The organism is Pseudomonas sp. C2.3V (assembly GCF_058536325.1).
Map to the genome: position 1 here is coordinate 3,799,437 of NZ_JBZUBN010000001.1, position 21,930 is coordinate 3,821,366.

The window sequence follows — 21,930 nt, forward strand, 5'->3', positions numbered from 1 at the left end:
GTTAAATTAATTCAATCGCGGGCCGAATTATCCATTGCCTGGACTAGCGCCGAGCGATGATCCAGACAGCATGAATAATGCCTGGAATATAGCCCAAAAGGGTCAGCAGGATGTTCAACCAGAAAGCGCCTCCGAGACCAACCTGGAGGAAAACGCCTAGGGGCGGAAGGATGATGGCGCAGATGATTCTGATCAGGTCCATTTGCAAGCTCCTCGTAACAGGCCGTCGAAACAGCTATAGGACCTATTGCACGGGAGTCGGTTCCTCGAATGCCAGGCAGAAAAAACCCCGCTGTAGCGGGGCTTTGCAGACTATGGAGGATTTCCGTATCGGGCACCGTCCTGGTGCAGTCCTCTAACTCCCTGTTTTAACTGGGGCGCTTCCTGCGCTGAACTCGATAGCTGAATGATATTCCCTATAAATGTAGGGTTAATAGAGCCAAGTCATGCAACATTCTGTAAGTATTTGCTTACATCAGAATTGCTCAGCCTCCAGCTCATACAACACACCGCTGCCTGCCTTTACCGAAGCCGTCAACGAATGAATGCGAGGTAGCAGTCGGGCAAAGTAGAACCGTGCCGTTGCGAGCTTGCTACTGCACAGCTCGGCATGATCGTTTTGCAATGCGGCTTCAGCCATGCGCGCCCACAGGTAGGCATAGGCGGTATAACCCAACACATGCAGGTACTCCACCGATGCTGCACCTATCTCGTTCGGATTGGTTTTGGCCTCGTTCATGACCCACTCGGTCAGGGCGTCCAGGTTATCCAGCGCTGCTCGCAACGGTTCGGCAAACTCGGACGATTTGCTATTCAGTGTTTCGATATAGGCTCTGACCTCTTCCGAGAAAGGCCGATACAGGCTTCCCGCCGAACCTACAACCTTGCGCCCCATCAGATCCAGCGCCTGGATACCGTTGGTGCCCTCGTATATCTGGGTAATACGAACGTCTCGTACCAACTGCTCCTGTCCCCATTCACGAATGTACCCATGCCCACCAAAGATCTGCTGGCCATGCACGCAAATCTCGAGCCCCAGATCTGTCAGGAAAGCCTTGGCTACAGGAGTCAATAGCGCCACCATGCCTTCGGCACGTGAGCGCGCCTGAGCATCGTTGCTGAACTTGGCGATATCGAGCTGCATCGCAACATAGGTAGAAAATGCACGACCGCCTTCGTTCAGAGCCTTCATGGTCAATAGCATGCGACGCACATCAGGATGAACGATGATAGGGTCAGCCGCCTTATCGGGCGCAGACGGGCCGGTCGCCGCGCGGCTTTGCAGGCGCTCACGGGCGTACTCAACGGCACTCTGATAGGAACGCTCCCCTGCTCCCAGCCCTTGAATACCTACACCCAGGCGTTCGTAATTCATCATAGTGAACATGGCAGCCAGCCCTTTATTGAGCTCACCGACCAGATAACCCTTGGCACCATCAAAGTTCATCACGCAGGTACTGGAGCCGTGAATACCCATCTTGTGCTCGATGGAGCCGCACGCCAGGGTATTGCGCTCGCCAAGGCTGCCATCCTCATTGACCAGGACCTTTGGAACCAGGAAAAGTGAAATGCCTTTGGAGCCGGCAGGCGCGTCCGGAAGCTTTGCGAGCACCAGGTGGATGATGTTTTCCGTCAGATCATGCTCACCGGCTGTAATAAAGATCTTCGTACCGGTAATGGCATAACTGCCATCCGCCTGCGGTTCGGCACGGGTGCGGATGATGCCCAGGTCTGTGCCGGCATGGGGCTCGGTCAGGCACATGGAGCCTGCCCATACACCGGAATAGAGGTTGGGCAGATACCGCGTTTTCAGCTCTTCGCTGGCATGGGCATGGATGGCCAGGCAACCGCCTGCCGTGAGCATGGGGTACAGGCCAAAGGATAGATTGGCCGCATGGACCATTTCCTCGACCTGAGCAGAAATCACCTTGGGCATGCCCATACCGCCGTACTCAGGATCACCACCTACGCCTACCCAACCGCCTTCGGCATAGACGGTATACGCCTCCCGGAAGCCTTTTGGCGTAATCACCTTGCCCCCATCCCAACGGCAGCCCTCTTCATCCCCATTGCGGTTGAGTGGAGACAGAGTGCGGGCAGCCACCTTGGCCGCCTCTTCCAGAATAGCGTCGGCCGTCTCGGTATCGACCCGTTCCGCCAGCTCAGGTAACTGCTGCCATGCCTCCTGCACCCTGAACACATCATTGAGCAGGAAACGGATATCACGTAGGGGAGCTTGGTAGTCAGCCATGGGGCAATCCTCCAGCAGAGGCGCAGGGTATCCGGCGCTTTTTTGTGAGTATTCCCTGAGTGTAGCGAACACGCTAAAAGGGCCATAGGTTCATGATGCGACCAGACAGTCAGCTTCGGTCACCCACCTGATCCTTGCTTGAGCCAACGAAAAAGGGACGCTGTTAGCGTCCCTTTTCAAGGCTTTTACAAGCCTGCCTTGGCTTTCAATCGCCACTCGTGAAGCAGCGGCTCGGTGTAACCGTTAGGCTGTTCGCGTCCCTTTAGAACCAAGTCCCGGGCGGCCCGGAAGGCATAGGACGTTTCGAAGTTGGGCGCCATGGGACGATACAGGGAGTCACCTGCGTTTTGCTCATCCACGATACGGGCCATCCGCTGCAACGTTTCGATCACCTGTGCCTGATTGGTTACGCCGTGGCGCAACCAATTGGCAATATGCTGACTGGAGATACGCAGTGTGGCGCGGTCTTCCATCAGGCCGACGTTATGGATATCCGGCACCTTGGAACAGCCGACGCCCTGGTCTACCCAGCGCACGACATAACCCAGAATGCCCTGGGCGTTGTTGTCCAGCTCCTGCTGAATCTCTTCGGCAGACCAGTTGGCAGACTCGACAACTGGAATGGTCAGCAAATCGTTCAGAATGCTGTCACGGGCGGCGTTGACATCGACCTGCTCCAGTTCTTGCTGGATCGCCTGCACATCGACCTGATGGTAGTGCAGCGCATGCAGGGTCGCAGCCGTAGGCGATGGCACCCAGGCGGTATTGGCGCCAGCTTTAGGATGACCAATCTTTTGCTCTAGCATGGCGGCCATGAGGTCAGGCATGGCCCACATGCCCTTACCGATTTGGGCGCGGCCACGCAGCCCGCAGGACAAACCAACCAGGACGTTGTTGCGCTCGTAGGCGGCGATCCACTTGCTTCCTTTCATGTCGCCCTTGCGCAACATCGCGCCCGCTTCCATGCTGGTGTGCATCTCGTCACCGGTGCGATCCAGGAAACCGGTATTGATAAAGGCCACGCGGGAAGCCGCCTCGGCAATACAGGCCTTGAGGTTGACGCTGGTACGGCGCTCCTCATCCATGATACCCATCTTGATCGTGTCGGCAGGCAGTCCCAGCATGGACTCGACCCGTCCAAACAATTCAGCCGCAAAAGCCACTTCCTTCGGCCCGTGCATCTTTGGCTTCACGATATAAATGGAGCCGGTACGGGAGTTGCCACGGCGCGCCAGATCATGCAGGGCGATGGTCACGGTCATCACCGCATCCATGATGCCTTCAGGAATCTCCTGACCATCGGCATACAGAATGGCCGGGTTGGTCATCAGGTGACCGACATTACGTACGAACAGAAGCGAGCGGCCGTGCAGCGACAGGCTCTCACCGTTGGCCGCCGTATACTCACGGTCCGGGTTGAGCGTACGCGTGAAACGCTTGTCACCCTTGGTCACCTCTTCGGCCAGATCACCCTTCATCAGGCCCAGCCAGTTACGGTAAGCCAGGACCTTGTCCTGTGCATCCACAGCAGTAATCGAGTCCTCCAGATCCATGATGGTGCTGACGGCCGACTCCATCAGGATGTCCTTCACACCAGCACAGTCGGTCTGGCCGATCTGGGAGTGACGATCGATCTGAATTTCAAAATGCAGACCGTTGTGCTTGAGCAAAATGGCCGATGGTTCGGATGCATCGCCCTGATAGCCGATAAAGGCTGACGGATCGGCCAACTCGCAGGCCCCACTCTTCATGTCTACCACGAGACGGCCGCCGTCGACCCGGTAGCGCGTTGCCTCTTTATGGGAGCCTTTGGCCAACGGAACGGTTCGGTCCAGGAAGTCGCGGGCGTACGCGATAACCTTGGCTCCGCGAGCGGGGTTGTAGCCCTTGGCCTTCTCGGCGCCGTCGTCCTCTGGAATGGCATCGGTGCCGTAGAGTGCATCGTAAAGCGAGCCCCAGCGCGCATTCGCAGCGTTCAGGGCATAACGCGCATTGAGCACCGGTACAACCAGCTGCGGACCAGCCTGCTGCGCGATTTCAGTATCGACATTGGCTGTGGTCGCCTGGACCTTCTCCGGCTGCGGCAGCAGGTAGCCAATCGACTCCAGAAAGCGGCGGTAGGTCGCCATGTCCTTGATCGGGCCGGGATTGGTAAGATGCCAGTCATCCAGCTTTGCCTGGATCTGATCACGCTCGGCTAGCAGTGCCTGGTTACGCGGTGCCAGGTCATGCACCAGAGCATCGAAGCCCTGCCAGAAAGCAGCGCTATCGATTCCCGTACCGGGTAACACTTGCTCCTCGACAAAGCGATGCAAGGAGGTGGCTACCTGTAAGCGATGGCAAGAAGTGCGTTGAGTCATGTCGTAATCCCTGTGTTCTTCTTATCGGTTCAACCCAAAACAGCCGCAGCACCCGCTTTGGCCACCTGTGCATCCTGATCGGCCTTGACGCCTGAAACGCCTACCGCGCCGACAACCTGTCCCTCGACCATGACCGGTACACCACCCTCCAGCATGCCAGCCAACACCGGCGCGGACAGAAAAGCGGTGCGTCCGCCATTGATCATGTCTTCAAACCCTTTAGACTCACGGCGCCCCAGGGCTGCGGTCCGGGCTTTTTCCATAGAGATGTAGCCGCTGGTTGGCGCGGCATTGTCGAGCCTGAGCAGCGCCAGCGGATGTCCGCCATCGTCCACTACCGCAATGGAGACGGCCCACTGGTTGCGCTCGGCCTCAGCGCGTGCGGCCTCCAGGATGCGATTCACTTCAGTGACGGTCAGGACGGCTTTGCTTTGCATGCAGATTCTCCACGTGAGGATGGTAGGGTTCGGAATTCAGAGCGGCATCGACAATCTCGATCCAATGTCGGACCGGTGTACGACTAACACCGCCCAGATGGGTCTGGCAACCGATATTGGCGGTAACGATCAGATCGGGCTGCCCGCTCTCAAGCGCGGCGAGCTTGTTGTCTCGCAACTGACGAGACAGCTCCGGCTGGGTGAGCGAATAGGTGCCGGCAGAGCCGCAGCACAGATGTGCGTCCGGCACTGGCGCCAGCGTATAGCCTAGACGCTGCAAGACCTCCTCTACAGCGCCGCCCAGCTTCTGGGCATGTTGTAGGGTACAGGGGCAATGAAAGGCCAACCGGTGATCCGCACTCACCACCAGCCGCTCCAACGGCTCGGCACGAACCACCTCGACGATATCCTTTGCCAGTTCGGATACCCGGCGGGCCTTGGCGGCATAGGCGGAATCATCCTTCAGCAGATGACCGTAATCCTTGACGAATGCGCCGCAACCGCTGGCCGTCTGCACAATTGCCTCCGCGCCTGCTTCCACGGCAGGCCACCAGGCATCGATATTGCGGCGGGCACGGTCAAGTCCGTCATGCTGGGCATTAAGGTGAAACTCAACGGCGCCGCAGCATCCTGCTCGCGGCGCATCGACCACGCTAATCCCCAAGCGATCCAGCACCCGCGCCGTTGCAGCGTTGGTGTTGGGCGATAGTCCTGGTTGAACACAGCCCTCCAGCATCAACACGTGTCGCTCATGACGTACCGCAGGTCGCTCTCCCGCGGGGAGCGGATCGGCAGGAAGTTTGCTCTTTAGCGCATCCGGTAAGAGTGGACGCAGTGTTTGCCCTGCGTCCGCCAGTGCCTTGAATAACGCAGGACGCGGCAGCACGGTGCGCAAGCCGGCACGCAGAAGGCGCTCCCCCATGGGGCGAGGCACGCGGCGCTCCAGTTCGGCACGGCCGATATCCAGGAGATTGTGGTAAGTCACGCCGGATGGACAGGTCGTCTCACAGTTGCGACAGGTAAGACAGCGGTCCAGGTGCAGTTGTGTTTTCGTTGTTACGGGTCCGCCTTCCAGCATCTGCTTGATCAGGTAGATACGTCCGCGTGGCCCATCCAGCTCATCGCCCAACAGTTGATAGGTCGGGCAGGTCGCGTTGCAGAAGCCGCAGTGTACGCAGCTACGCAGTACGCGTTCGGCCTCCGCTGCCTGCGGTAGGCGACGTGCTTCTTCACTTAGTATTGTTTGCATTACAGCTCCGCATACAGTCGACCAGGATTGAACAGCCCATGCGGGTCCATTTGCTGCTTGAGCTGACGCTGATATTTGAGAAGCGCAGGTGCCAGTGGGTGGAATGGCTCGCGCGTGATATCAGGCGTGAAACAGGTGGCATGCCCCCCGACCTGCTCGACAAGAGGCCTGAGCGTGGCGGCATCCATATCGCTTTTCAGCCACCGCTGGGCACCGCCCCAATCCATCAGGACCGAGCCCGGCAGCTCCAATACAGGGATGTGATTGGGTAGCGACAGGCGCCACAGTGGACGTGGATCAGCGAAAAATTCCAGTCGGTGCTCGCGCAGATCCGTCCAGTACGCAACGGACAGGTCTTCACCTCCAATGCGATCCCGAGCGGCCGCGACAGAACCCTCACCGCCCTCCAGACGAATATGTAATGCGCGGCCATCATGGCAGGCCCCTGCCAGCGGAATGGCCTGGCGCTCCCACTCGGCCAGCTTGCTCAGCGCGCGCGGGGCATCCAGCTCCAACCTTAGACGGGTACACGTCCGCGGCTTGGGCAGAACCTTGAGAGACACCTCGGTGATCAGTCCCAGACAACCAAAGCTCCCAGCCAGCAGACGAGACAGGTCATAGCCCGCCACGTTCTTCATGACTTCACCGCCAAAGCGCAGGTGCTTGCCCTCGCCTGTGATGACCCGGGTCCCCAGAACGAAATCCCGTACCGAGCCTACCCAAGGCCGACGCGGGCCGGAAAAGCCCGTCGCAATCATGCCGCCTACCGTCGCGCCCGGGCCAAAATGCGGCGGCTCGCAGGGCAGCATCTGGCCGTTGGCTTCCAATGCAGCCTCCAACTCAGCCAGTGGAGTGCCCGCCCGCACCGTTACTACAAGCTCAGTAGGATCATAGGTAACGATGCCTCGGTGGGCGCGCACATCGATTTCCATACCGTCTACCGGTCGGCCCAGGTGACGCTTGCTGTCGCCGCCCCGGATGCGCAGCGGCTGACGTTGTTCAATAGCCTGCAGCACTTCGTCCAGAAGCGTCTGAGAAGCATCATGGGAAGCAGTCATGGCGTCCATCAAAAGCGCTCCAATTCAGGAAAAGGCAGCTTGCCGTGATGTACATGCATGCCGCCAAACTCAGCGCAGCGGTGCAGCGTCGGCACGTTCTTGCCCGGGTTGAGCAATCCCTTCTCATCAAAGGCTTTCTTGACGGCGTGAAATAACGTCAATTCATCAGGCTTGAACTGCGTACACATGGAGTTGATCTTTTCTCGCCCTACGCCGTGCTCACCGGTGATGCTGCCACCTACCTCCACACACAGGTCGAGGATCTTGCCGCCCAGCTCTTCTGCGCGCTCAAGTTCGCCCGGCTGATTGGCATCAAACAGGATCAGCGGATGCATGTTGCCGTCCCCGGCATGGAAGACATTGGCAACCCGCAGGCCGTAGTGCTCGGACAGATCCGCAATTCCCTTGAGAACGCCCGGCAATGCACGGCGGGGAATGGTGCCGTCCATGCAGTAGTAATCGGGAGAAATCCGGCCTACTGCCGGGAATGCGTTTTTGCGGCCTGCCCAGAATTTCTGCCGCTCGGCCTCGTCCCGGGCTAGCCGAATCTCGGTGGCTCCGGCCCGAGCCAGGACATCACGAACGCAATCGCAGTCAGCATGAACGTCAGACTCCACCCCATCCAGCTCACACAGGAGGATAGCCTCGGCGTCCACCGGATAGCCTGCATGGATGAAATCTTCCGCCGCTCGAATGGAAAGGTTATCCATCATTTCCAGACCGCCAGGAATGATGCCTGCAGCGATGATATCGCCGACTGCTCGACCGGCTTTTTCAATATTGTCGAAGCTGGCCATCAACACCTTGGCCGTTTGTGGCTTGGGCAGAAGCTTGACGGTCACCTCCACCACCACGCCTAGAAGCCCCTCCGAACCTGTGAACAAGGCCAGCAGATCAAACCCGGGCGTGTCGAGCGCCTCACTACCCAGGGTCAAACGTTCTCCCTCAATGGTCACAATGTCGACCTTCAGGATGTTGTGAACCGTAAGGCCATATTTCAGGCAGTGCACGCCCCCTGCGTTCTCAGCCACATTGCCGCCAATGGAACAGGCGATCTGGGAGGACGGGTCCGGGGCGTAATACAGCCCGTAAGGATTGGCTGCCTGGGAAATCGCCAGGTTGCGCACGCCGGGCTGAACCCGTGCACGGCGCGCATCCGGGTCAACTTCAAGGATCCGATTGAATTTCGCCATGACCAGTAGCACGCCCTGCTCCAGCGGCAGAGCGCCACCGGAAAGCCCCGTTCCCGCCCCTCGGGCGACGACCGGGACGTTACGCTCATAACAAAGCCGCATTAGGGTCTGCACTTGCTCAATAGTGCTTGGGAGCACGACGGCCATGGGTGTCGTACGGTATGCCGACAGGCCATCACACTCGTAGGGTTTCAGGTCTTCGCGTGCGTGGAGGAGCTGAACGCCGGGCAACGCGGCCTCCAGTGCCTTAATCAGACTAGCCTTGTCGACCTTGGGCAGTACGCCATCGACGCGTTCGTCATACAGGATATTCATTGCCAGAGTACCGATCTTGTTGTTTTTGTGCCGGAGGGCCTGGGCCTTTCAAGGCTACGTGCTTTTCTTTTACTCCCCGTTTGCCAAGACGTCTATGCCACTAAAAGCTGGTCAGACCAGTTTTTTAATACTCAGCCTTAGCCGAAAGTCTTAGCCCCACAGGCGCCATGCACCTTGACGAAAGACCATGCACTCATGCCCACTAAGCCTTTACCAACTGGTCAGACCAGAGCCATGAGCACTCTTGAAGTCACCAAGCGAAGACAGGTTGCCGATGCTGTAAGCGAGCAGATCGAACGGCTGATCGTTGATGGCGTATTAAAGGTCGGGCAAGCCCTGCCCTCCGAGCGTCGCCTGTGCGACAAGCTGGGGGTTTCGCGGGCGGCCCTGCGTGAAGGACTCGGTGTGCTGAGAGCAAGGGGCATCATTGAAACCAGCCAGGGCCGCGGCTCCTTTGTAGCTCGCCTCAGCGCCTCGAATGACACCAGCCCACTGCTGCACCTGTTTGGCAGTCAACCCCGTACGCTCTTCGATCTGCTCGAAGTGCGCGCCCTGCTCGAAGGAGAAGCCGCCCGGTTGGCAGCCTTGCGCGGTACAGAGGCGGACTTTGTGTTGATTGGCCGGCGTTATCAGGCGCTGTGCGAGGCTTGTGAAAACCCGGAAGCGTTGGACGCAGATACCCATGCCCGATTGGACCATGCGTTTCATCTCGCCATCAGCGAGGCGTCACACAATCCCGTCCTGGTGCATACCCTCCAGTCGTTGAATGATCTGCTGCTCGGATCGGTGTTTGCCTGTATAGCCAACCTCTATCACCGCCCGCCGCAACGCAGGCAGATCGACCGCCAGCACACCCGCCTCTATCAGACTGTTACCCAACGTTTGCCCGATCAGGCCCGCCGCGCGGCGCTCGACCATATCCACAGCATTCGTGACAATCTGCGGGAGATCGAACAGGAAGAGCAACGTCTGGTTCGCGCAACAATGCGGCTGGAGGGATGGGTCTAACCATTCGGGCAGGTTTATTGCCCTATAGCCATTATTGCGACACAGTTCACGGTAATGTGCGGTCTAGTTCGGCACTCTCCGCGCCCTGTTCTTCAAGGAAAGAAGGCTCAGCAGGATGCTGGACGCAAATGAAAGCCATATCACCCTTTCGCTCGAAGGCCTGTCGACAGACCTGCAGGTCCTGAGCTTTGAAGGCCACGAAGCCCTCAATCAAACGTATCGTTTCGATATTGAGCTTGTCAGCGAACAGCCTGATCTCGATCTGGAAAGCCTGCTGCACAAGCCGGCCTACCTTGCTTTTGGCCCTAGCGGCTGCGGTGTTCACGGACTTATTTACCGTGCCGCTCAAGGCGACTCGGGCAAGCGCCTGACGCGCTACCGTGTCAGCCTTGTGCCTCAACTGGCCTACCTGGCGCACCGCGTCAATCAGCGTATCTTTCAGCAGCTTACCGTCCCCAAGATCATCGAAGCGATCCTCAAGGAGCATGGTCTGTTCGAAGGAGCTTATCGCTTCCAGCTCGGCAAGACGGTCTATCCACCGAGGGACTACTGTGTTCAATACGATGAGAGCGACCTACATTTCATCCAGCGTCTCTGTGAAGAAGAAGGCCTGAGCTACCACTTTCAGCACAGCAGCCGCGGTCATGTGCTCGTTTTTGGAGACGATCAGACGGTCTTCCCCAAGCTCTCATCTGTGCCTTATCAGCAAGACTCCGGCTTAGCGGCTCAACATGAAGTCGTTCGCCGTTTCGGTGTGCGCCTGGCGACGCGAACCAGTCGGGTTACACGCCGCGATTACAACTTCGAGAAGCCACGCCTGTTGATGGAGGCAGCCTACCAGGGTCCATCCTCCCCTGATCTGGAGGACTATGACTATCCGGGCCGCTTTACCGATCGTACCCGGGGCAAACACCTTGCCCAACGCGCATTGGAGCGCCATCAGGCTGATTCACAACTCGCAGAGGGACAAAGCGACGCGGATCTGGTCAGCGGGCACTTTCTACCGTTGACCAGCCACCCCCGCACGTCCTGGAATGCGCTCTGGCTTATCCAGGAAGTCTTCCATGAAGGAAGACAGCCTCAGGTGTTGGAAGAGTCCGTCACCAGTGACGTCTCTAAAGAGGATGGTTTCACCCAGGGCTACCGCAACCGCTTTACCGCTACCCCATGGGACGTCCCCTACCGCCCGGCTCTTGAGCATCCCAAGCCTGCTGTTTTGGGAAGTCAGACGGCAGTCGTGACCGGCCCCCAGGGCGAAGAAATCCATTGCGATGAATACGGTCGCGTAAAGGTCCAGTTTCACTGGGATCGTGCAGGCCAGGCCAATGAACAGACCAGTTGCTGGCTCCGTGTAGCCAGTAATTGGGCCGGTGACCGCTACGGTGGCATCGCCATTCCCCGTATCGGGATGGAAGTACTGGTGACGTTTCTCGAGGCTGACCCTGACCAACCTCTAATCACCGGCTGCCTGTATCACAAGGAGAACGTAGTCCCATACGACCTGCCCGCCAACAAGACGCGTACCGTCTTCAAGACCTTGAGCACTCCAGGCGGTGGCGGCTACAACGAGCTGCGCATCGAAGACAAGAAAGGTCAGGAACAGATTTATATCCATGCCCAGCGGGACTGGGACGAGAACATCGAGCACGACCAGAAAATCCGTGTCGGTCACGAGCGCCATGACCGTATCGAGGCAAACAGCTACACGGAGTTCAAGGCCGAAGAGCACCACACCACAGACCTGGACCGTAAAACCGAGATCAAGGCCAATGACCACCTTACAGTGGGCCAGAATCAGCACATCAAGCTGGGTAATGGGCAATACATCGAGACCGGTAATGAGATCCACCTGTATGCCGGAAGCAAAGTCGTTATCGAAGCAGGCCTTGAACTGACCGCCAAGGCAGGCGGCGCCTTCATCAAGCTCGACCCCAGCGGCGTTACGTTGGTGGGGGCAGCGGTAAACATCAACTCAGGCGGAAGCCCTGGTGTTGGCTCCGGCATTCAGATCCTGGGGCCGCTTGTTCCATGGGCAGCGGATAGTGATAAGGCGGGGAAACCACCCAAGCTAGCACTAGCCAATGTACAACTGCAAATGGCTATAAGGGCCCGGCAGTTAGGTGCAAGCCGTTGCCCAATATGCGAGGCATGTCGTGAAGGTGTGTGTGATATAGGACATTTAGCAAGATGAGCCCTGTCTACTCGTGGATCCAAACCCAAACAAATAAGCAGCGATCGCTTTATTTAATTATTGACTCATTAGCCGAACCTAACCCTATACCGGAGCTATTCGGCTCAGGAGCCATCAAGGAATACGCCAATCTTTACCAAGGGACCTCCTATGAAGAGCTTTCTGCCATCGCACCTTGGCTAATCAGAATTAAAGACATGGACAACGTAGCTATTCAACGTCTAATTCAACATCCAGAAAGGGACTGGGGTTGGTTAGCCTGTACAGAATTTCATGAATTTTCTGCTATAAAAAAACACTTACAGGACAGGATAGAAATACCTGAAGATGAGCAAATATCTCTTTACCGTTTTCAAGACCCCCGCGTAATAGCTAGAAGCCTCGCCTATTTGAAACGTGAACAAGCTCCTTATCTTCTAGGACCCTTTGAAAGTGTTTTATATTGGCACGCGGAAAAATGGAAAGAATATAACAATCCAACCCCTAGCCTCTCTCAGTTACCAGAGCCGCCTTTCCCTTGGCTCTACTCCGAACCAGACGAGATAAAGCAAGAAATTAAAATCCTAAACTTGGAACAGTGGCTATGGGAAAAGCAACCAGCCGAAACAACTGAGCTGGCCAAGCAGTTACATATACGCACGTGGCTGAAAGACTGTTTAGCTAAAGCTGAAATTTACCAATGGAAAGATGCATATCAGCTATTTTTTCTGCTTATGCATAACAGATTAAACCAACTCAATCATCCAGCATGGGCGCCCCTACCAGACGAGCCTCCCTTAGCACACTTTAATCGCTGCCAAAGTTTCTTTAGGCCTCAGGAAAAATGAAAAATTTTATTTTGCTTTTACTTCTATCAACCCTTACATCTTGTTCTTGGGTTGGCACTTTCATAAAGGAAAGCGCTATTAGCAGTGTCAGCTATTCTAGTGGCAAACACTTTGATCTAACAGGGAAAATTCCTGAGAACTACTCTTTTCAAACCACTGCTTACTACCAACAGAGCGAACCAGCTGTCTGCACTTTTTATAGTGTAGGGACGGGCGGCTATGTTCCTCGCACTCATATTGAGCAGCATCGAGCGGACTACAAAGACAAGCCACAGGACTTTAGCTATCGAATACCGCTGTCGTATCATGAGGCCGGATGCGAAATGAAGTTAGTGAATGTAGATCTAACCGTATTCGCCAAATATAGCCCTAAAGATGGGGATTTTGGTCGCGATGGTGGCCGAATAGGTATTTATACAAATTTACCTGAAACAGCTAAGCATTTTCCTGCCAGCGGAAGACTGAGTTTAAAGGGAAAGTGTATGTGGCTATTTCGGCTAATGGGTAAAAACGATGTATTCACTAAAGGCCTTGTATGTCATGGCGCTGACGAAAACTGGCAAGTACCTGACGACTATGACAAACGTGACGGCGTAGGCACTTCGGTAAGACGCGATGAGCTTGACGGAAAAATCATTAATGTTGAGTTCCAAAACTCTAAAGAAGAACGCCCTTACTTCCGGGGTACTTGGTTAAGAGCAGAGTCTGGTTGGAAGCCTTGCATTAGAACATCAAAATACGCTCAATGCCAAACCCCGCCTACATTTAGAAAGTTTCGCATGGATGGCCGGGAGTGCACGGTCTACCCAAACTGCACGGAATAAAAACATGGATGAATCATTTGCAAAATTAATTTCCAGCCCGGACCAAAATTGTCCATTAAAAAAGGCCTGGGTTAGTTTCAGATTAGTTGATGAGCTTGGTCAAAGCGAGCCTTATGCAAACTTATCTTACTCCTTAATAGATAGCCAAGGCAGCGAGCACACAGGAACTCTTGACGAGAAAGGATATGCCAAAGTTGAACCTATTTATTGCGGCCCATCCATCCTTAGATTCCATGAAAAATATAAAGGAAATATAGATGTTTGGTACGATGATTTAACCCACCGCCAAGGCTTTGCCCTTCCTATCACACAACTACAAGCTGCAGCTGAGCAGACCCAAAGACGAAACAGTAACCAATTAAGCTCAAATCCGAAACTAGCAGCCAAGGAGAATGCTGATTTTTATCGAGTAGAGGTACGTGATCTAGTGGAGCTTACTAGTCATCTCCCCCCCGCATCAAATATATTAGCACCACGCCCCTCAATCAGACTTGCATCCAATTCAAATCAGCATGACGGTAAATCTTTTGGCATTGGCCTTGCACCCAATAAACATCATTTATTAGAAATCAAAGCCTTAACAGCTTGGCGACCATTACTCTCTCTAACATCAGAATTTTCAGCGCTTGATGCCTATCAACTCTCATTACTTACTACTCTAGCTTACTCAGATTTTGGAGAGAAATATGCTGAAGGCCAAGATATACCTCCAACTTATCCCTTCCCTGGCAGCATTGGCTATATCTTAAACAGCAGACTGGCACACATCGAAACTGGCGCATTAAATGAAGAGCCTGCACGCTTTAAAGACGTTACTCCTTACCATCTTATTTTAGAAGAAGTTCCTTACTCCAAAAGGTTAGAAATCATTCCCTTCGACCCACTCTACTACACAAAAGAGAATGAACAAAAAAAACCTTGGCAGTTGCACAGTCTAAACGACACTAACACTAATACCCAAGCATATATTAGCCATGATGATCGAATGATTTTAATTGGTATCAGGGGTACGCAAGAGTGGCCAGACTTCGCGCGCGATATAGATGCTAAACAAGTCCCTTATGAAGAAGGCACAGGGCAGGCACACCGCGGATTTTATAAGGCTTTCCTTGCAGTTAAAGAATTTGTAAAGCCTTACCTATTTAACTTTTACTCTGGTCAAAAGATTGTCGTAAACGGCCATAGTTTAGGGGGGGCCATTGCACTTTTATTAGCTGAATGGCTACGTCGAGAGGAACGTAATTATGATGTATTACTGTACACCTACGGTGCACCTCGCGCTGGCGATAAAAAGTTCGTCGAAGGAGCATCCGAACTAATCCATCATCGGCTTGTTAACCATAACGATCCTATTCCAAGTTTACCTGCAACATGGATGGACACAGACCAGCGAATATTTATACCTGGAATAGCGGCACTTATTACAGGAGCAACTGGAATAGGCGGCGCAGCATTCTTGGCAGGTATTGTCAATTTAAAAGGTGATAATTATCAGCATCACGGGACACTTCATCACTTTCTACCGCTCCCTATTGGCAGAGGGGAAACTACCTCAGTACTTTGGCAACCGGAATGTTCAGGAATTGAAGAAGCGGCGTGTACTTATTATGCAGCCAACATTAAAAATGACATGCCTGACAGAGCGCTATTCGTTGCACAGCTAGCTTCCATGTCGCAACACTTTACAGTGGCTGGATATGTTCCGGCTTGTCATGCAACGCTGTTACGCTGGAAAGCTAGCGCTGCGCAGGGAGGTCAAAGCTTGACCAAACGCGAGCAAGAATGGTTAGAAAAGGAAATCTATAGTTATCAAAAAAACTTAGAGTTATGGGAAAAGCAAGCCTGGCAAAAATATGACGCCCTACACCGACACCAAGAAGTTTCCTTAAGTCTACGCAGGCAGCAATTCGAACAAGCTATTAGCTTCGCCGCTGCCGAAAGGAGACGCTTACCCCGTACCTTAGGCCGTATCAGGGAGCTAGCTCAAAAGCCTATTTCGCTTGAAAATGTATACGGATCTCAAATAAACAATCCTATGCTTTTAAGCCTAATAAGCCGATGGCAACAACACGATGAAAACCTACTGTCCAAAACACCTCAACTAGCCTCTATACCTAGAACATATAAACCCAGTTACGTCTAGTTGACCTACAAAAGGCTTAAGCTAACCGCTTCATAAGTGCGGTTAGCGGCCAATTTCTTAGAAGACATATCTCTAACATCAAAAACATCAAAAACATCAAAACACCAACTTAATGTAAAACTTAAAGATCAAAAATCAGGCAATTTAAATATTTCTAACCGACAAACGATAAAATAATTTGCATCTAAATACTTACATGAAATTAACTATAGGCGAAATTACAACCAACCATCTACATCAAAATTTACTTCTCTCATAGCTTAAATAAAAATTTGATAGATTCATAATCCTTATGCTCCTCTCGATCATTCGAGCAGCCTACCAATACGCCATGTGAGGCCTGCTACTAAAAATACGCTCCTAAAAGTCACATGAATGCCGCATCTAATTATAGATGAAATGGAGTCAGGACTTTACTAAATAGCATTAGCGAAAAGATATGGAAACCCAACTAATCTTTTCGGAGCCGTAGCAAATGCAAGCTCGACAAATTTTCTTGATCTCACCATATTACGAAAACATGAGAAATTATTTATTAGAAGATATCGAACTCTTAAAAATCACCAAACCGCAAGCGGATACGCCTGAAGAAGCCGAGTCAGTTGCAACTATGCTAATAGCTCGAAATGAGTTTATGGCCTGGATTCTTGATTATACAGCTGGACAGCCAATACAGCAGATCGAAGACTCTTTCGAAAAAGTAATTTCTGCCTACGAAAACTATCAACTAGCTCTCGGGCGTTATGAAAATGAACCCAGGATGTCGCCTCTAGGTCTTGACCAACTTGAAGATTATGAAGACTGCCTCCAACTGATCGGAATAGCTGTATTACTTAATCGCAAGGATCTCCTAGAGCGTATTACTAAAATTGTTGATCTAGGATATGCAGCTGAAGATACGCTTTATGAAGAGCTTGTAGGAAGTGTACTACCCAATCGTGCAGAAATTGATGAATGGTACCATGATAAGCCTTACACTACCTTGATACATGCAATGTATGCCGAAACTAAATATGAGGCCTCAAAACTTCTAAATCAGTATTGTAAAGAATGGTATCCGTCATTCAAACATACAACGTGGCATAATAGCCATCTTAGTATGACCTCAACCGAAGGTGCTTACTTCGGTTACTGGGCTTTCGAAGCCGGCGCTGTAGCCTATCTTTATGGCATAGATGACAGCCAAATCAGTCACATGGTGTATCCCAAAGACTTGGTCAATTATGCTCGCAACCAAAAAATAGCTCAATGACCCATAATTCAAGTCTTATGCAGGAGAAACTTTCTTCTGACCAGACTCTTAATCTTTAATACTAGGCAAACTCATTATAAGGTTTCCGCCTAACTATTAAAGTATCAAACAGAGGCAACGATCTGATAAATTATTTTAGGAAAAATCGCTATAGCTAAAGCAGGACCGTAAGAAGGCACATCTGGCGGTAAATACAGCCCCCTATCCGAGATATCCAAGAAGTATGTAGACACACAGTGTACCTTATGACTCTTGGTAAATAAAATTTTTGAACACACAAATGAAAAATTAAGTTGTTCAAATCAAAGATGCCCACCCATTTAGGTGGGCATCTTTATTAGCACTCCATATATACCACCTGCGTATGGGTGTATTCATACAACCCATGCTTTCCATCCGCCCCTCCAACCCCTGACTTGCGTACACCCGCGTGGAAGCCTTGCATGGCTTCGAAGTTTTCGCGATTGATGTAGGTTTCGCCAAAATCGATTTCGCGGCAGGCTTGCATGGCTTTGCTCAGGCTGCGGGTATAGACAGATGAGGTCAGGCCGTATTCGGAGTTGTTTGCCAAGGCGATTGCTTCATCCAGACTGTCAACGATCTGGATTGGTAGGACGGGACCAAAAATTTCCTCACGCATGATGGTCATGTCTTCGCGGCAGCCAGCCAGCACGGTGGGTTCGTAATGAAACCCTTGGGGGAGGTCTGCGACCTTGCCACCAGAGATGACTGTAGCGCCCTGACTGACTGCCGTACGCACACGTTCGGCAACTTTATCGAGCCCGGCCTGGTTGATTAGCGGGCCCATTTCTACCGAGGGGTCGGCAAGCGGATCTCCGTAGCGCGTTTCACTCATGGCGGCACTGACACGTGAGATGAATTCATCGGCTACGCCACGCTCGACGTATACGCGCTCGGCACAGTTACAGACCTGTCCGGTATTAATGATGCGTGAGCCGCGAATGGCGCGGACGGCAAGGTCGAGATCAGCGTCAGCCAGCACGATGGCCGGTGCCTTGCCGCCGAGTTCAAGGTTGAGCTTGGTGAGGTTGGGTGCAGCCGACGCCATGATGCGGGCACCCGTAGCCACACTGCCAGTAAAGCTGATCATGTCGACACCAGCATGGGCGCTGAGCGTTCCCCCGACCTCCCCTGCCCCACTGACGACGTTGAACACGCCAGGTGGTAAGTCCGTTTCGGCGACCAGTTTGGCAAATTCGAAGCAATTGATCGGCGTTTCTTCGCTGGGTTTGATGACAATGGTATTGCCCGTTACTAAAGCTGGAGCCATCTTGCGGGCAATGAGGAAGAACGGAAAATTCCAGGGCAGGATGCCGGCGACCACCCCCAGGGGCTTACGGAACAGAAAGATGTTTTCGTTAGGCCGGTCGCTGGTAATGATTTCGCCTTCGATGCGGCGCGCCCACTCTGCCATGTAGTCAATGTAATCAGCCGTGAAGTTGACTTCGACTTCAGCCAAGCCGCTGACCTTGCCCTGCTCCTCAGTGATGATGCGCGCCAGCCGAGGCGCATGCTCGCGGATCTTGGCGGAGATTTTGCGCAAGTACCCAGCGCGCTCTATAGCGGGCTTTTTTGCCCAGGCTTTCTGGGCGGCACGTGCAGCCTCGATGGCGCGGTTTACGTCATCGCTGTTGGAAGCAGGCACGTCGGTCAATCGCACACCAGTGGCCGGGTTGAAAACACCAAGGTGCTCGCTGCTGGGCTGAAATGCGCCATTGATGAAGTTCTGATACGGTTGGGTCATGGCCGGTTCCTCTTGTTTTAGTAGGTTCGCGAAGGCGCGCTGACGGCCGGGCCTTCCTTGTAGCGACGCAGATTATCCAGGGCTGCCTGACGCATCAGGCTGATATCAATGCCCACGGCAATGAACTGGCAGCCCCAGCTCTGGTAGCGGCGAGCGTCATCCTCTTGAGGGGCAAGAATACCGCTGACTTTGCCCGCGGCGCGGGTGGCATCGATGGCGTGCCGGATCTTGGCTTGCACGTCGGGATGACCTGGATTGCCGGGATAGCCCAACCCAGAGGACAGGTCCGCTGGACCGACGAAGACCGCGTCGACGCCCTCTACCGCAGCAATCGCTTCGACGTTCTCGACCCCTTTGGCCGACTCAACCTGTACGATCAGGCAGAGCTCCTCATGGGCAGTAGCCAGGTAATCCGGCACACCATCCCAACGGGTTGCACGGGCCAACCCACCGCCAACCCCACGAATACCATGGGGTGGATAGCGCATGGCCCGGACCAGCTCACGCGCCTGCTCGGCTGTTTCCACCATAGGCACCATCAGGGTCTGGACGCCGATATCGAGTAGCTGTTTGATCAGCACGCTATCCCCGGTTACAGCCCGCACTACGGGTTGGGTGGCATAGGGTGCGACCGCCTGGAGCTGGGCCAGAATCGTCGGCACGGTATTAGGTGCGTGCTCACCGTCAATGAGCATCCAGTCGTAGCCAAGGCTGGCAATGATTTCCGCCGCGTAGCCTGTAGCAAAGCCGGCCCAGATGCCGTAGGTGGTCTGGTCCTGCTTGAGCGCTGCCTTGAAGGCGTTGTGTGGCATCTGCATAAGAAGTCCTGTTGTGTTGAACGTTAAGGGATCAGTGAGAAGCCAGATGGCCTCCTTTTTCAGGAAGCTTGACGACGAAGAAGTAGCTCGCAGCGCCGAGCAGTGCGATCAGGGCTGCGATGGCCAGGGCGAGTGTGAACGAGCCGGTCTGCTGCACGACCATACCGGTCACGACTGGAGCAAAGGCACCGCCGAAATAGCCGCCAAAGTTCTGGATGCTGGCGAGGGAGGCCACCATGCGTGACGGTACTGCCACGCTGACGAGGGACCATGTGCCGGCTACCGCTACATTCAGGCAGAACAGTGCCGCACTGAATAATGCCATGACCGGGACGACGCCCTGGGCGTATGCACCGAGGACCGTGAAAAAGCCTGCACAGATCAGGCCGCCGCAGATCGGCCATTTACGGCTGCGGCTGACGCTGGCGCCGCCACGGATCACGCGGTCAACCAGGAGCCCTCCGCTGATCACGCCCGCCGCTCCGGCCAGGAACGGAATACTGGCGACCCAGCCTGCGCTGGCAAGGGACAGATGATGGGTCCGCTCCAGATACGCAGGCAGCCATGTCAGGTATAAGGACAACATGTAGATGATGCCGACGTAGCCAAAGACGATGCCCCAGGTCACACGCAGCTTGAAGAGTCCACGCCACTCAGCAAAGGTCATACGGCCCGTGCTGTCACCCTTGGCCATGCCTTCGTCAAGATAGTGTTGTTCCTGTACGGTAAGGCTGACCTCATCACGGTTGCGGTAGACGGCGTACCAGACAATCGCCACGCCTACACCCATTACTCCCATGGCTATGAACATTGCCCGCCAGCCCAGGCCCAGAAGCAGTGCGGCGAGAATCGGCTGGGCAATTGCCGGCCCGAGGGAGGACGCCATGTTGAAGATGCCAGACGGCAGCCCTCGCTCCTTAATGTTGAACCACTCGCTGACAACCTTGGCGCCGGCCGGAAATTGAGGGGCCTCGCCGACGCCCAGACCGATACGCGCCAGGATCATATGGTTCAGGCTACTGAGTAATCCCAGCATGCCTTGGGCAATCGACCAGAGGAGATCCCCAGGCCCAGGGTCAGACGGGCACCAAAACGGTCGAGAATGCCGCCGATCGGCAGCTGCGCTACGGCATACGCCCAGGAAAAGACGGAGAGCAAAAGCCCCATTTCGGTCGGCGTGAAAGACAGCTCCTGGCTGATGGTGTGGTTAGCGATGGCCAGGGTGCTGCGGTCCAGGTAATTGACGAACCCCGCCAGCACCAGCAGTGTCAGCGCTACCCATTGAATACGCTTGAGCCGGGCACTCTTGACCAGGATCACGGTTTCCCGCGAGGTAGACGCAGTCCCCGTTGTTGCACTCGCTGTTACACCCGTTGTTGCCTGCATATTGTTGTTATTCATCAAGGCTCTCCAGGAATCGAAATGGAGCGGTGTTCCGAATAAACCCGGAACCGGAAACGCTATTGCAAGTTCACGAACATTCCCCCGTCTACCAGTAGGGATGCACCAGTGACGTACCTGGCCATGTCCGATGCGAGGAATACGACCGGGCCGGCCAGGTCATCCGGCTCTCCCAGGCGTCCCAGGGGTGTCCGTTTAATCATGTAGTCGCGTTTTTCCTGATCGGCCAGGTCGTCCTTGTTGATATCGGTCTCGATAGTACCCGGCAGTACGGCATTGCAGCGTATGCCGTACGGGCCAAGGGCAATGGCACAGGACTGCATGAGTGACAGCAGCCCGGCCTTGGTGGGTGTGTAGTGCGTCTGCATCGCGCCGCCCACCAATGCGCTGATCGAGCTGACGGCAATGATCGAGCCTCCCCTTCCTTGCTCCTTCATTTGATTGGCCGCGGCCTGTACGGCGAAATAGGCACCATTAAGATTGGTGTCTACGGTCTTGTAATAGACCTCGCGTGGCATATCGAGAAAAGCGTGAAAGGGACAAATGCCCGCGTTGTTGACGAATACATCCACACTGCCAAACGCCTCCACTGCCGCCTTGACGAGCGTGCTGCCGGTGTCCGGATCGGCAGCATCAGCCCCTACGTCGACCGCACGGCTACCGGCCTGCTCGATTTCCTGAATCAACGAGGCCACCTGCGGTTTGCTGGAATCGCTACCGCTGTGCCCGATGACGACCTTGCCGCCCTGTCGGGCGCACTCCAGGGCAATAGCCCGGCCTATGCCACGGGAGGCGCCGGTGATGATGACGGTCTTGTCTGCGAGCAGCATGGTTGTCT

General features: G+C 54.4%; 16 protein-coding genes and 1 pseudogene. 6 read left to right on the forward strand and 11 right to left on the reverse strand.

Going from position 1 to position 21,930, the window contains the following annotated elements; all coding sequences use genetic code 11:
• Positions 1-43: 43 nt before the first annotated feature.
• The 7 genes from AC4LF3_RS18015 to glcD form a co-directional block, all read right to left on the reverse strand.
• A complete protein-coding gene (locus tag AC4LF3_RS18015) occupies positions 44-202 on the reverse strand; it encodes a YqaE/Pmp3 family membrane protein (protein WP_010795996.1) in 159 nt (52 codons plus the stop codon).
• A gap of 273 nt (positions 203-475) precedes the next feature.
• Positions 476-2,251: an acyl-CoA dehydrogenase C-terminal domain-containing protein gene (locus AC4LF3_RS18020; protein ID WP_312509356.1), complete on the reverse strand. Its 1,776-nt coding sequence runs from the start codon at positions 2,249-2,251 to the stop codon at positions 476-478.
• A gap of 185 nt (positions 2,252-2,436) precedes the next feature.
• A complete protein-coding gene (locus AC4LF3_RS18025; protein WP_491836094.1) occupies positions 2,437-4,611 on the reverse strand; it encodes a malate synthase G in 2,175 nt (724 codons plus the stop codon).
• A gap of 29 nt (positions 4,612-4,640) precedes the next feature.
• On the reverse strand, positions 4,641-5,048 hold the full coding sequence (locus tag AC4LF3_RS18030; RefSeq protein ID WP_491836095.1) for a heme-binding protein: 408 nt from the start codon (positions 5,046-5,048) through the stop codon (positions 4,641-4,643).
• Positions 5,017-6,297 carry a glycolate oxidase subunit GlcF gene (gene glcF, locus AC4LF3_RS18035; RefSeq protein WP_475257193.1) on the reverse strand — a complete coding sequence of 427 codons (1,281 nt, stop codon included), beginning with the start codon at positions 6,295-6,297 and terminating at the stop codon, positions 5,017-5,019. The genes AC4LF3_RS18030 and glcF overlap by 32 nt, the downstream gene beginning before the upstream one ends.
• A complete protein-coding gene (gene glcE / locus AC4LF3_RS18040) occupies positions 6,297-7,355 on the reverse strand; it encodes a glycolate oxidase subunit GlcE (protein WP_491836329.1) in 1,059 nt (352 codons plus the stop codon). Before glcE ends, glcF begins: the two co-directional genes overlap by 1 nt.
• A gap of 8 nt (positions 7,356-7,363) precedes the next feature.
• Positions 7,364-8,863: a glycolate oxidase subunit GlcD gene (gene glcD, locus AC4LF3_RS18045; RefSeq protein ID WP_491836096.1), complete on the reverse strand. Its 1,500-nt coding sequence runs from the start codon at positions 8,861-8,863 to the stop codon at positions 7,364-7,366.
• Between the two features lie 234 nt (positions 8,864-9,097).
• Between glcD and glcC the strand changes: the two genes are divergently transcribed.
• The 6 genes from glcC (at position 9,098) to AC4LF3_RS18075 (ending at position 17,108) form a co-directional block, all read left to right on the forward strand.
• Positions 9,098-9,871 carry a transcriptional regulator GlcC gene (glcC, locus tag AC4LF3_RS18050; RefSeq protein WP_010796003.1) on the forward strand — a complete coding sequence of 258 codons (774 nt, stop codon included), beginning with the start codon at positions 9,098-9,100 and terminating at the stop codon, positions 9,869-9,871.
• A 115-nt stretch (positions 9,872-9,986) separates the two neighbouring features.
• Positions 9,987-12,062: a type VI secretion system Vgr family protein gene (locus tag AC4LF3_RS18055; RefSeq protein ID WP_491836097.1), complete on the forward strand. Its 2,076-nt coding sequence runs from the start codon at positions 9,987-9,989 to the stop codon at positions 12,060-12,062.
• Entirely contained in the window at positions 12,059-12,889 is an 831-nt protein-coding gene (locus tag AC4LF3_RS18060; protein ID WP_491836098.1) for a DUF4123 domain-containing protein, read from the forward strand. The genes AC4LF3_RS18055 and AC4LF3_RS18060 overlap by 4 nt, the downstream gene beginning before the upstream one ends.
• Positions 12,886-13,713: a hypothetical protein gene (locus AC4LF3_RS18065; RefSeq protein ID WP_404628197.1), complete on the forward strand. Its 828-nt coding sequence runs from the start codon at positions 12,886-12,888 to the stop codon at positions 13,711-13,713. Before AC4LF3_RS18060 ends, AC4LF3_RS18065 begins: the two co-directional genes overlap by 4 nt.
• A gap of 4 nt (positions 13,714-13,717) precedes the next feature.
• Positions 13,718-15,856 carry a lipase family protein gene (locus AC4LF3_RS18070; RefSeq protein WP_491836099.1) on the forward strand — a complete coding sequence of 713 codons (2,139 nt, stop codon included), beginning with the start codon at positions 13,718-13,720 and terminating at the stop codon, positions 15,854-15,856.
• Between the two features lie 475 nt (positions 15,857-16,331).
• Entirely contained in the window at positions 16,332-17,108 is a 777-nt protein-coding gene (locus tag AC4LF3_RS18075) for a PoNe immunity protein domain-containing protein (RefSeq protein WP_491836100.1), read from the forward strand.
• 337 nt (positions 17,109-17,445) lie between these two features.
• Here the strand turns inward: AC4LF3_RS18075 and aldA are convergent, their stop codons facing one another.
• The 4 genes and pseudogenes from aldA to lra1 form a co-directional block, all read right to left on the reverse strand.
• Positions 17,446-18,873 carry an aldehyde dehydrogenase gene (gene aldA / locus AC4LF3_RS18080; protein WP_491836101.1) on the reverse strand — a complete coding sequence of 476 codons (1,428 nt, stop codon included), beginning with the start codon at positions 18,871-18,873 and terminating at the stop codon, positions 17,446-17,448.
• 17 nt (positions 18,874-18,890) lie between these two features.
• On the reverse strand, positions 18,891-19,691 hold the full coding sequence (locus tag AC4LF3_RS18085) for an HpcH/HpaI aldolase family protein (RefSeq protein ID WP_074826895.1): 801 nt from the start codon (positions 19,689-19,691) through the stop codon (positions 18,891-18,893).
• Positions 19,692-19,722: 31 nt separating this feature from the next.
• Positions 19,723-21,092, reverse strand: a pseudogene (locus AC4LF3_RS18090) (MFS transporter).
• Positions 21,093-21,151: 59 nt separating this feature from the next.
• A complete protein-coding gene (gene lra1 / locus AC4LF3_RS18095) occupies positions 21,152-21,922 on the reverse strand; it encodes an L-rhamnose 1-dehydrogenase Lra1 (RefSeq protein ID WP_197871477.1) in 771 nt (256 codons plus the stop codon).
• Between the last annotated feature and the right edge of the window lie 8 nt (positions 21,923-21,930).

What these genes read in the sequence shown, in the direction of transcription:
- lra1 (WP_197871477.1), bottom strand. Translation starts at nt 21,922, where the DNA reads ATGCTGCTCGCAGACAAGACCGTCATCATCACCGGCGCCTCCCGTGGC.
- AC4LF3_RS18070 (WP_491836099.1), top strand. Translation starts at nt 13,718, where the DNA reads ATGGATGAATCATTTGCAAAATTAATTTCCAGCCCGGACCAAAATTGT.
- AC4LF3_RS18030 (WP_491836095.1), bottom strand. Translation starts at nt 5,048, where the DNA reads ATGCAAAGCAAAGCCGTCCTGACCGTCACTGAAGTGAATCGCATCCTG.
- glcE (WP_491836329.1), bottom strand. Translation starts at nt 7,355, where the DNA reads ATGACTGCTTCCCATGATGCTTCTCAGACGCTTCTGGACGAAGTGCTG.
- aldA (WP_491836101.1), bottom strand. Translation starts at nt 18,873, where the DNA reads ATGACCCAACCGTATCAGAACTTCATCAATGGCGCATTTCAGCCCAGC.
- AC4LF3_RS18015 (WP_010795996.1), bottom strand. Translation starts at nt 202, where the DNA reads ATGGACCTGATCAGAATCATCTGCGCCATCATCCTTCCGCCCCTAGGC.
- glcF (WP_475257193.1), bottom strand. Translation starts at nt 6,297, where the DNA reads ATGCAAACAATACTAAGTGAAGAAGCACGTCGCCTACCGCAGGCAGCG.
- AC4LF3_RS18025 (WP_491836094.1), bottom strand. Translation starts at nt 4,611, where the DNA reads ATGACTCAACGCACTTCTTGCCATCGCTTACAGGTAGCCACCTCCTTG.
- AC4LF3_RS18065 (WP_404628197.1), top strand. Translation starts at nt 12,886, where the DNA reads ATGAAAAATTTTATTTTGCTTTTACTTCTATCAACCCTTACATCTTGT.
- AC4LF3_RS18020 (WP_312509356.1), bottom strand. Translation starts at nt 2,251, where the DNA reads ATGGCTGACTACCAAGCTCCCCTACGTGATATCCGTTTCCTGCTCAAT.
- AC4LF3_RS18075 (WP_491836100.1), top strand. Translation starts at nt 16,332, where the DNA reads ATGCAAGCTCGACAAATTTTCTTGATCTCACCATATTACGAAAACATG.
- glcC (WP_010796003.1), top strand. Translation starts at nt 9,098, where the DNA reads ATGAGCACTCTTGAAGTCACCAAGCGAAGACAGGTTGCCGATGCTGTA.
- AC4LF3_RS18085 (WP_074826895.1), bottom strand. Translation starts at nt 19,691, where the DNA reads ATGCAGATGCCACACAACGCCTTCAAGGCAGCGCTCAAGCAGGACCAG.
- AC4LF3_RS18055 (WP_491836097.1), top strand. Translation starts at nt 9,987, where the DNA reads ATGCTGGACGCAAATGAAAGCCATATCACCCTTTCGCTCGAAGGCCTG.
- AC4LF3_RS18060 (WP_491836098.1), top strand. Translation starts at nt 12,059, where the DNA reads ATGAGCCCTGTCTACTCGTGGATCCAAACCCAAACAAATAAGCAGCGA.
- glcD (WP_491836096.1), bottom strand. Translation starts at nt 8,863, where the DNA reads ATGAATATCCTGTATGACGAACGCGTCGATGGCGTACTGCCCAAGGTC.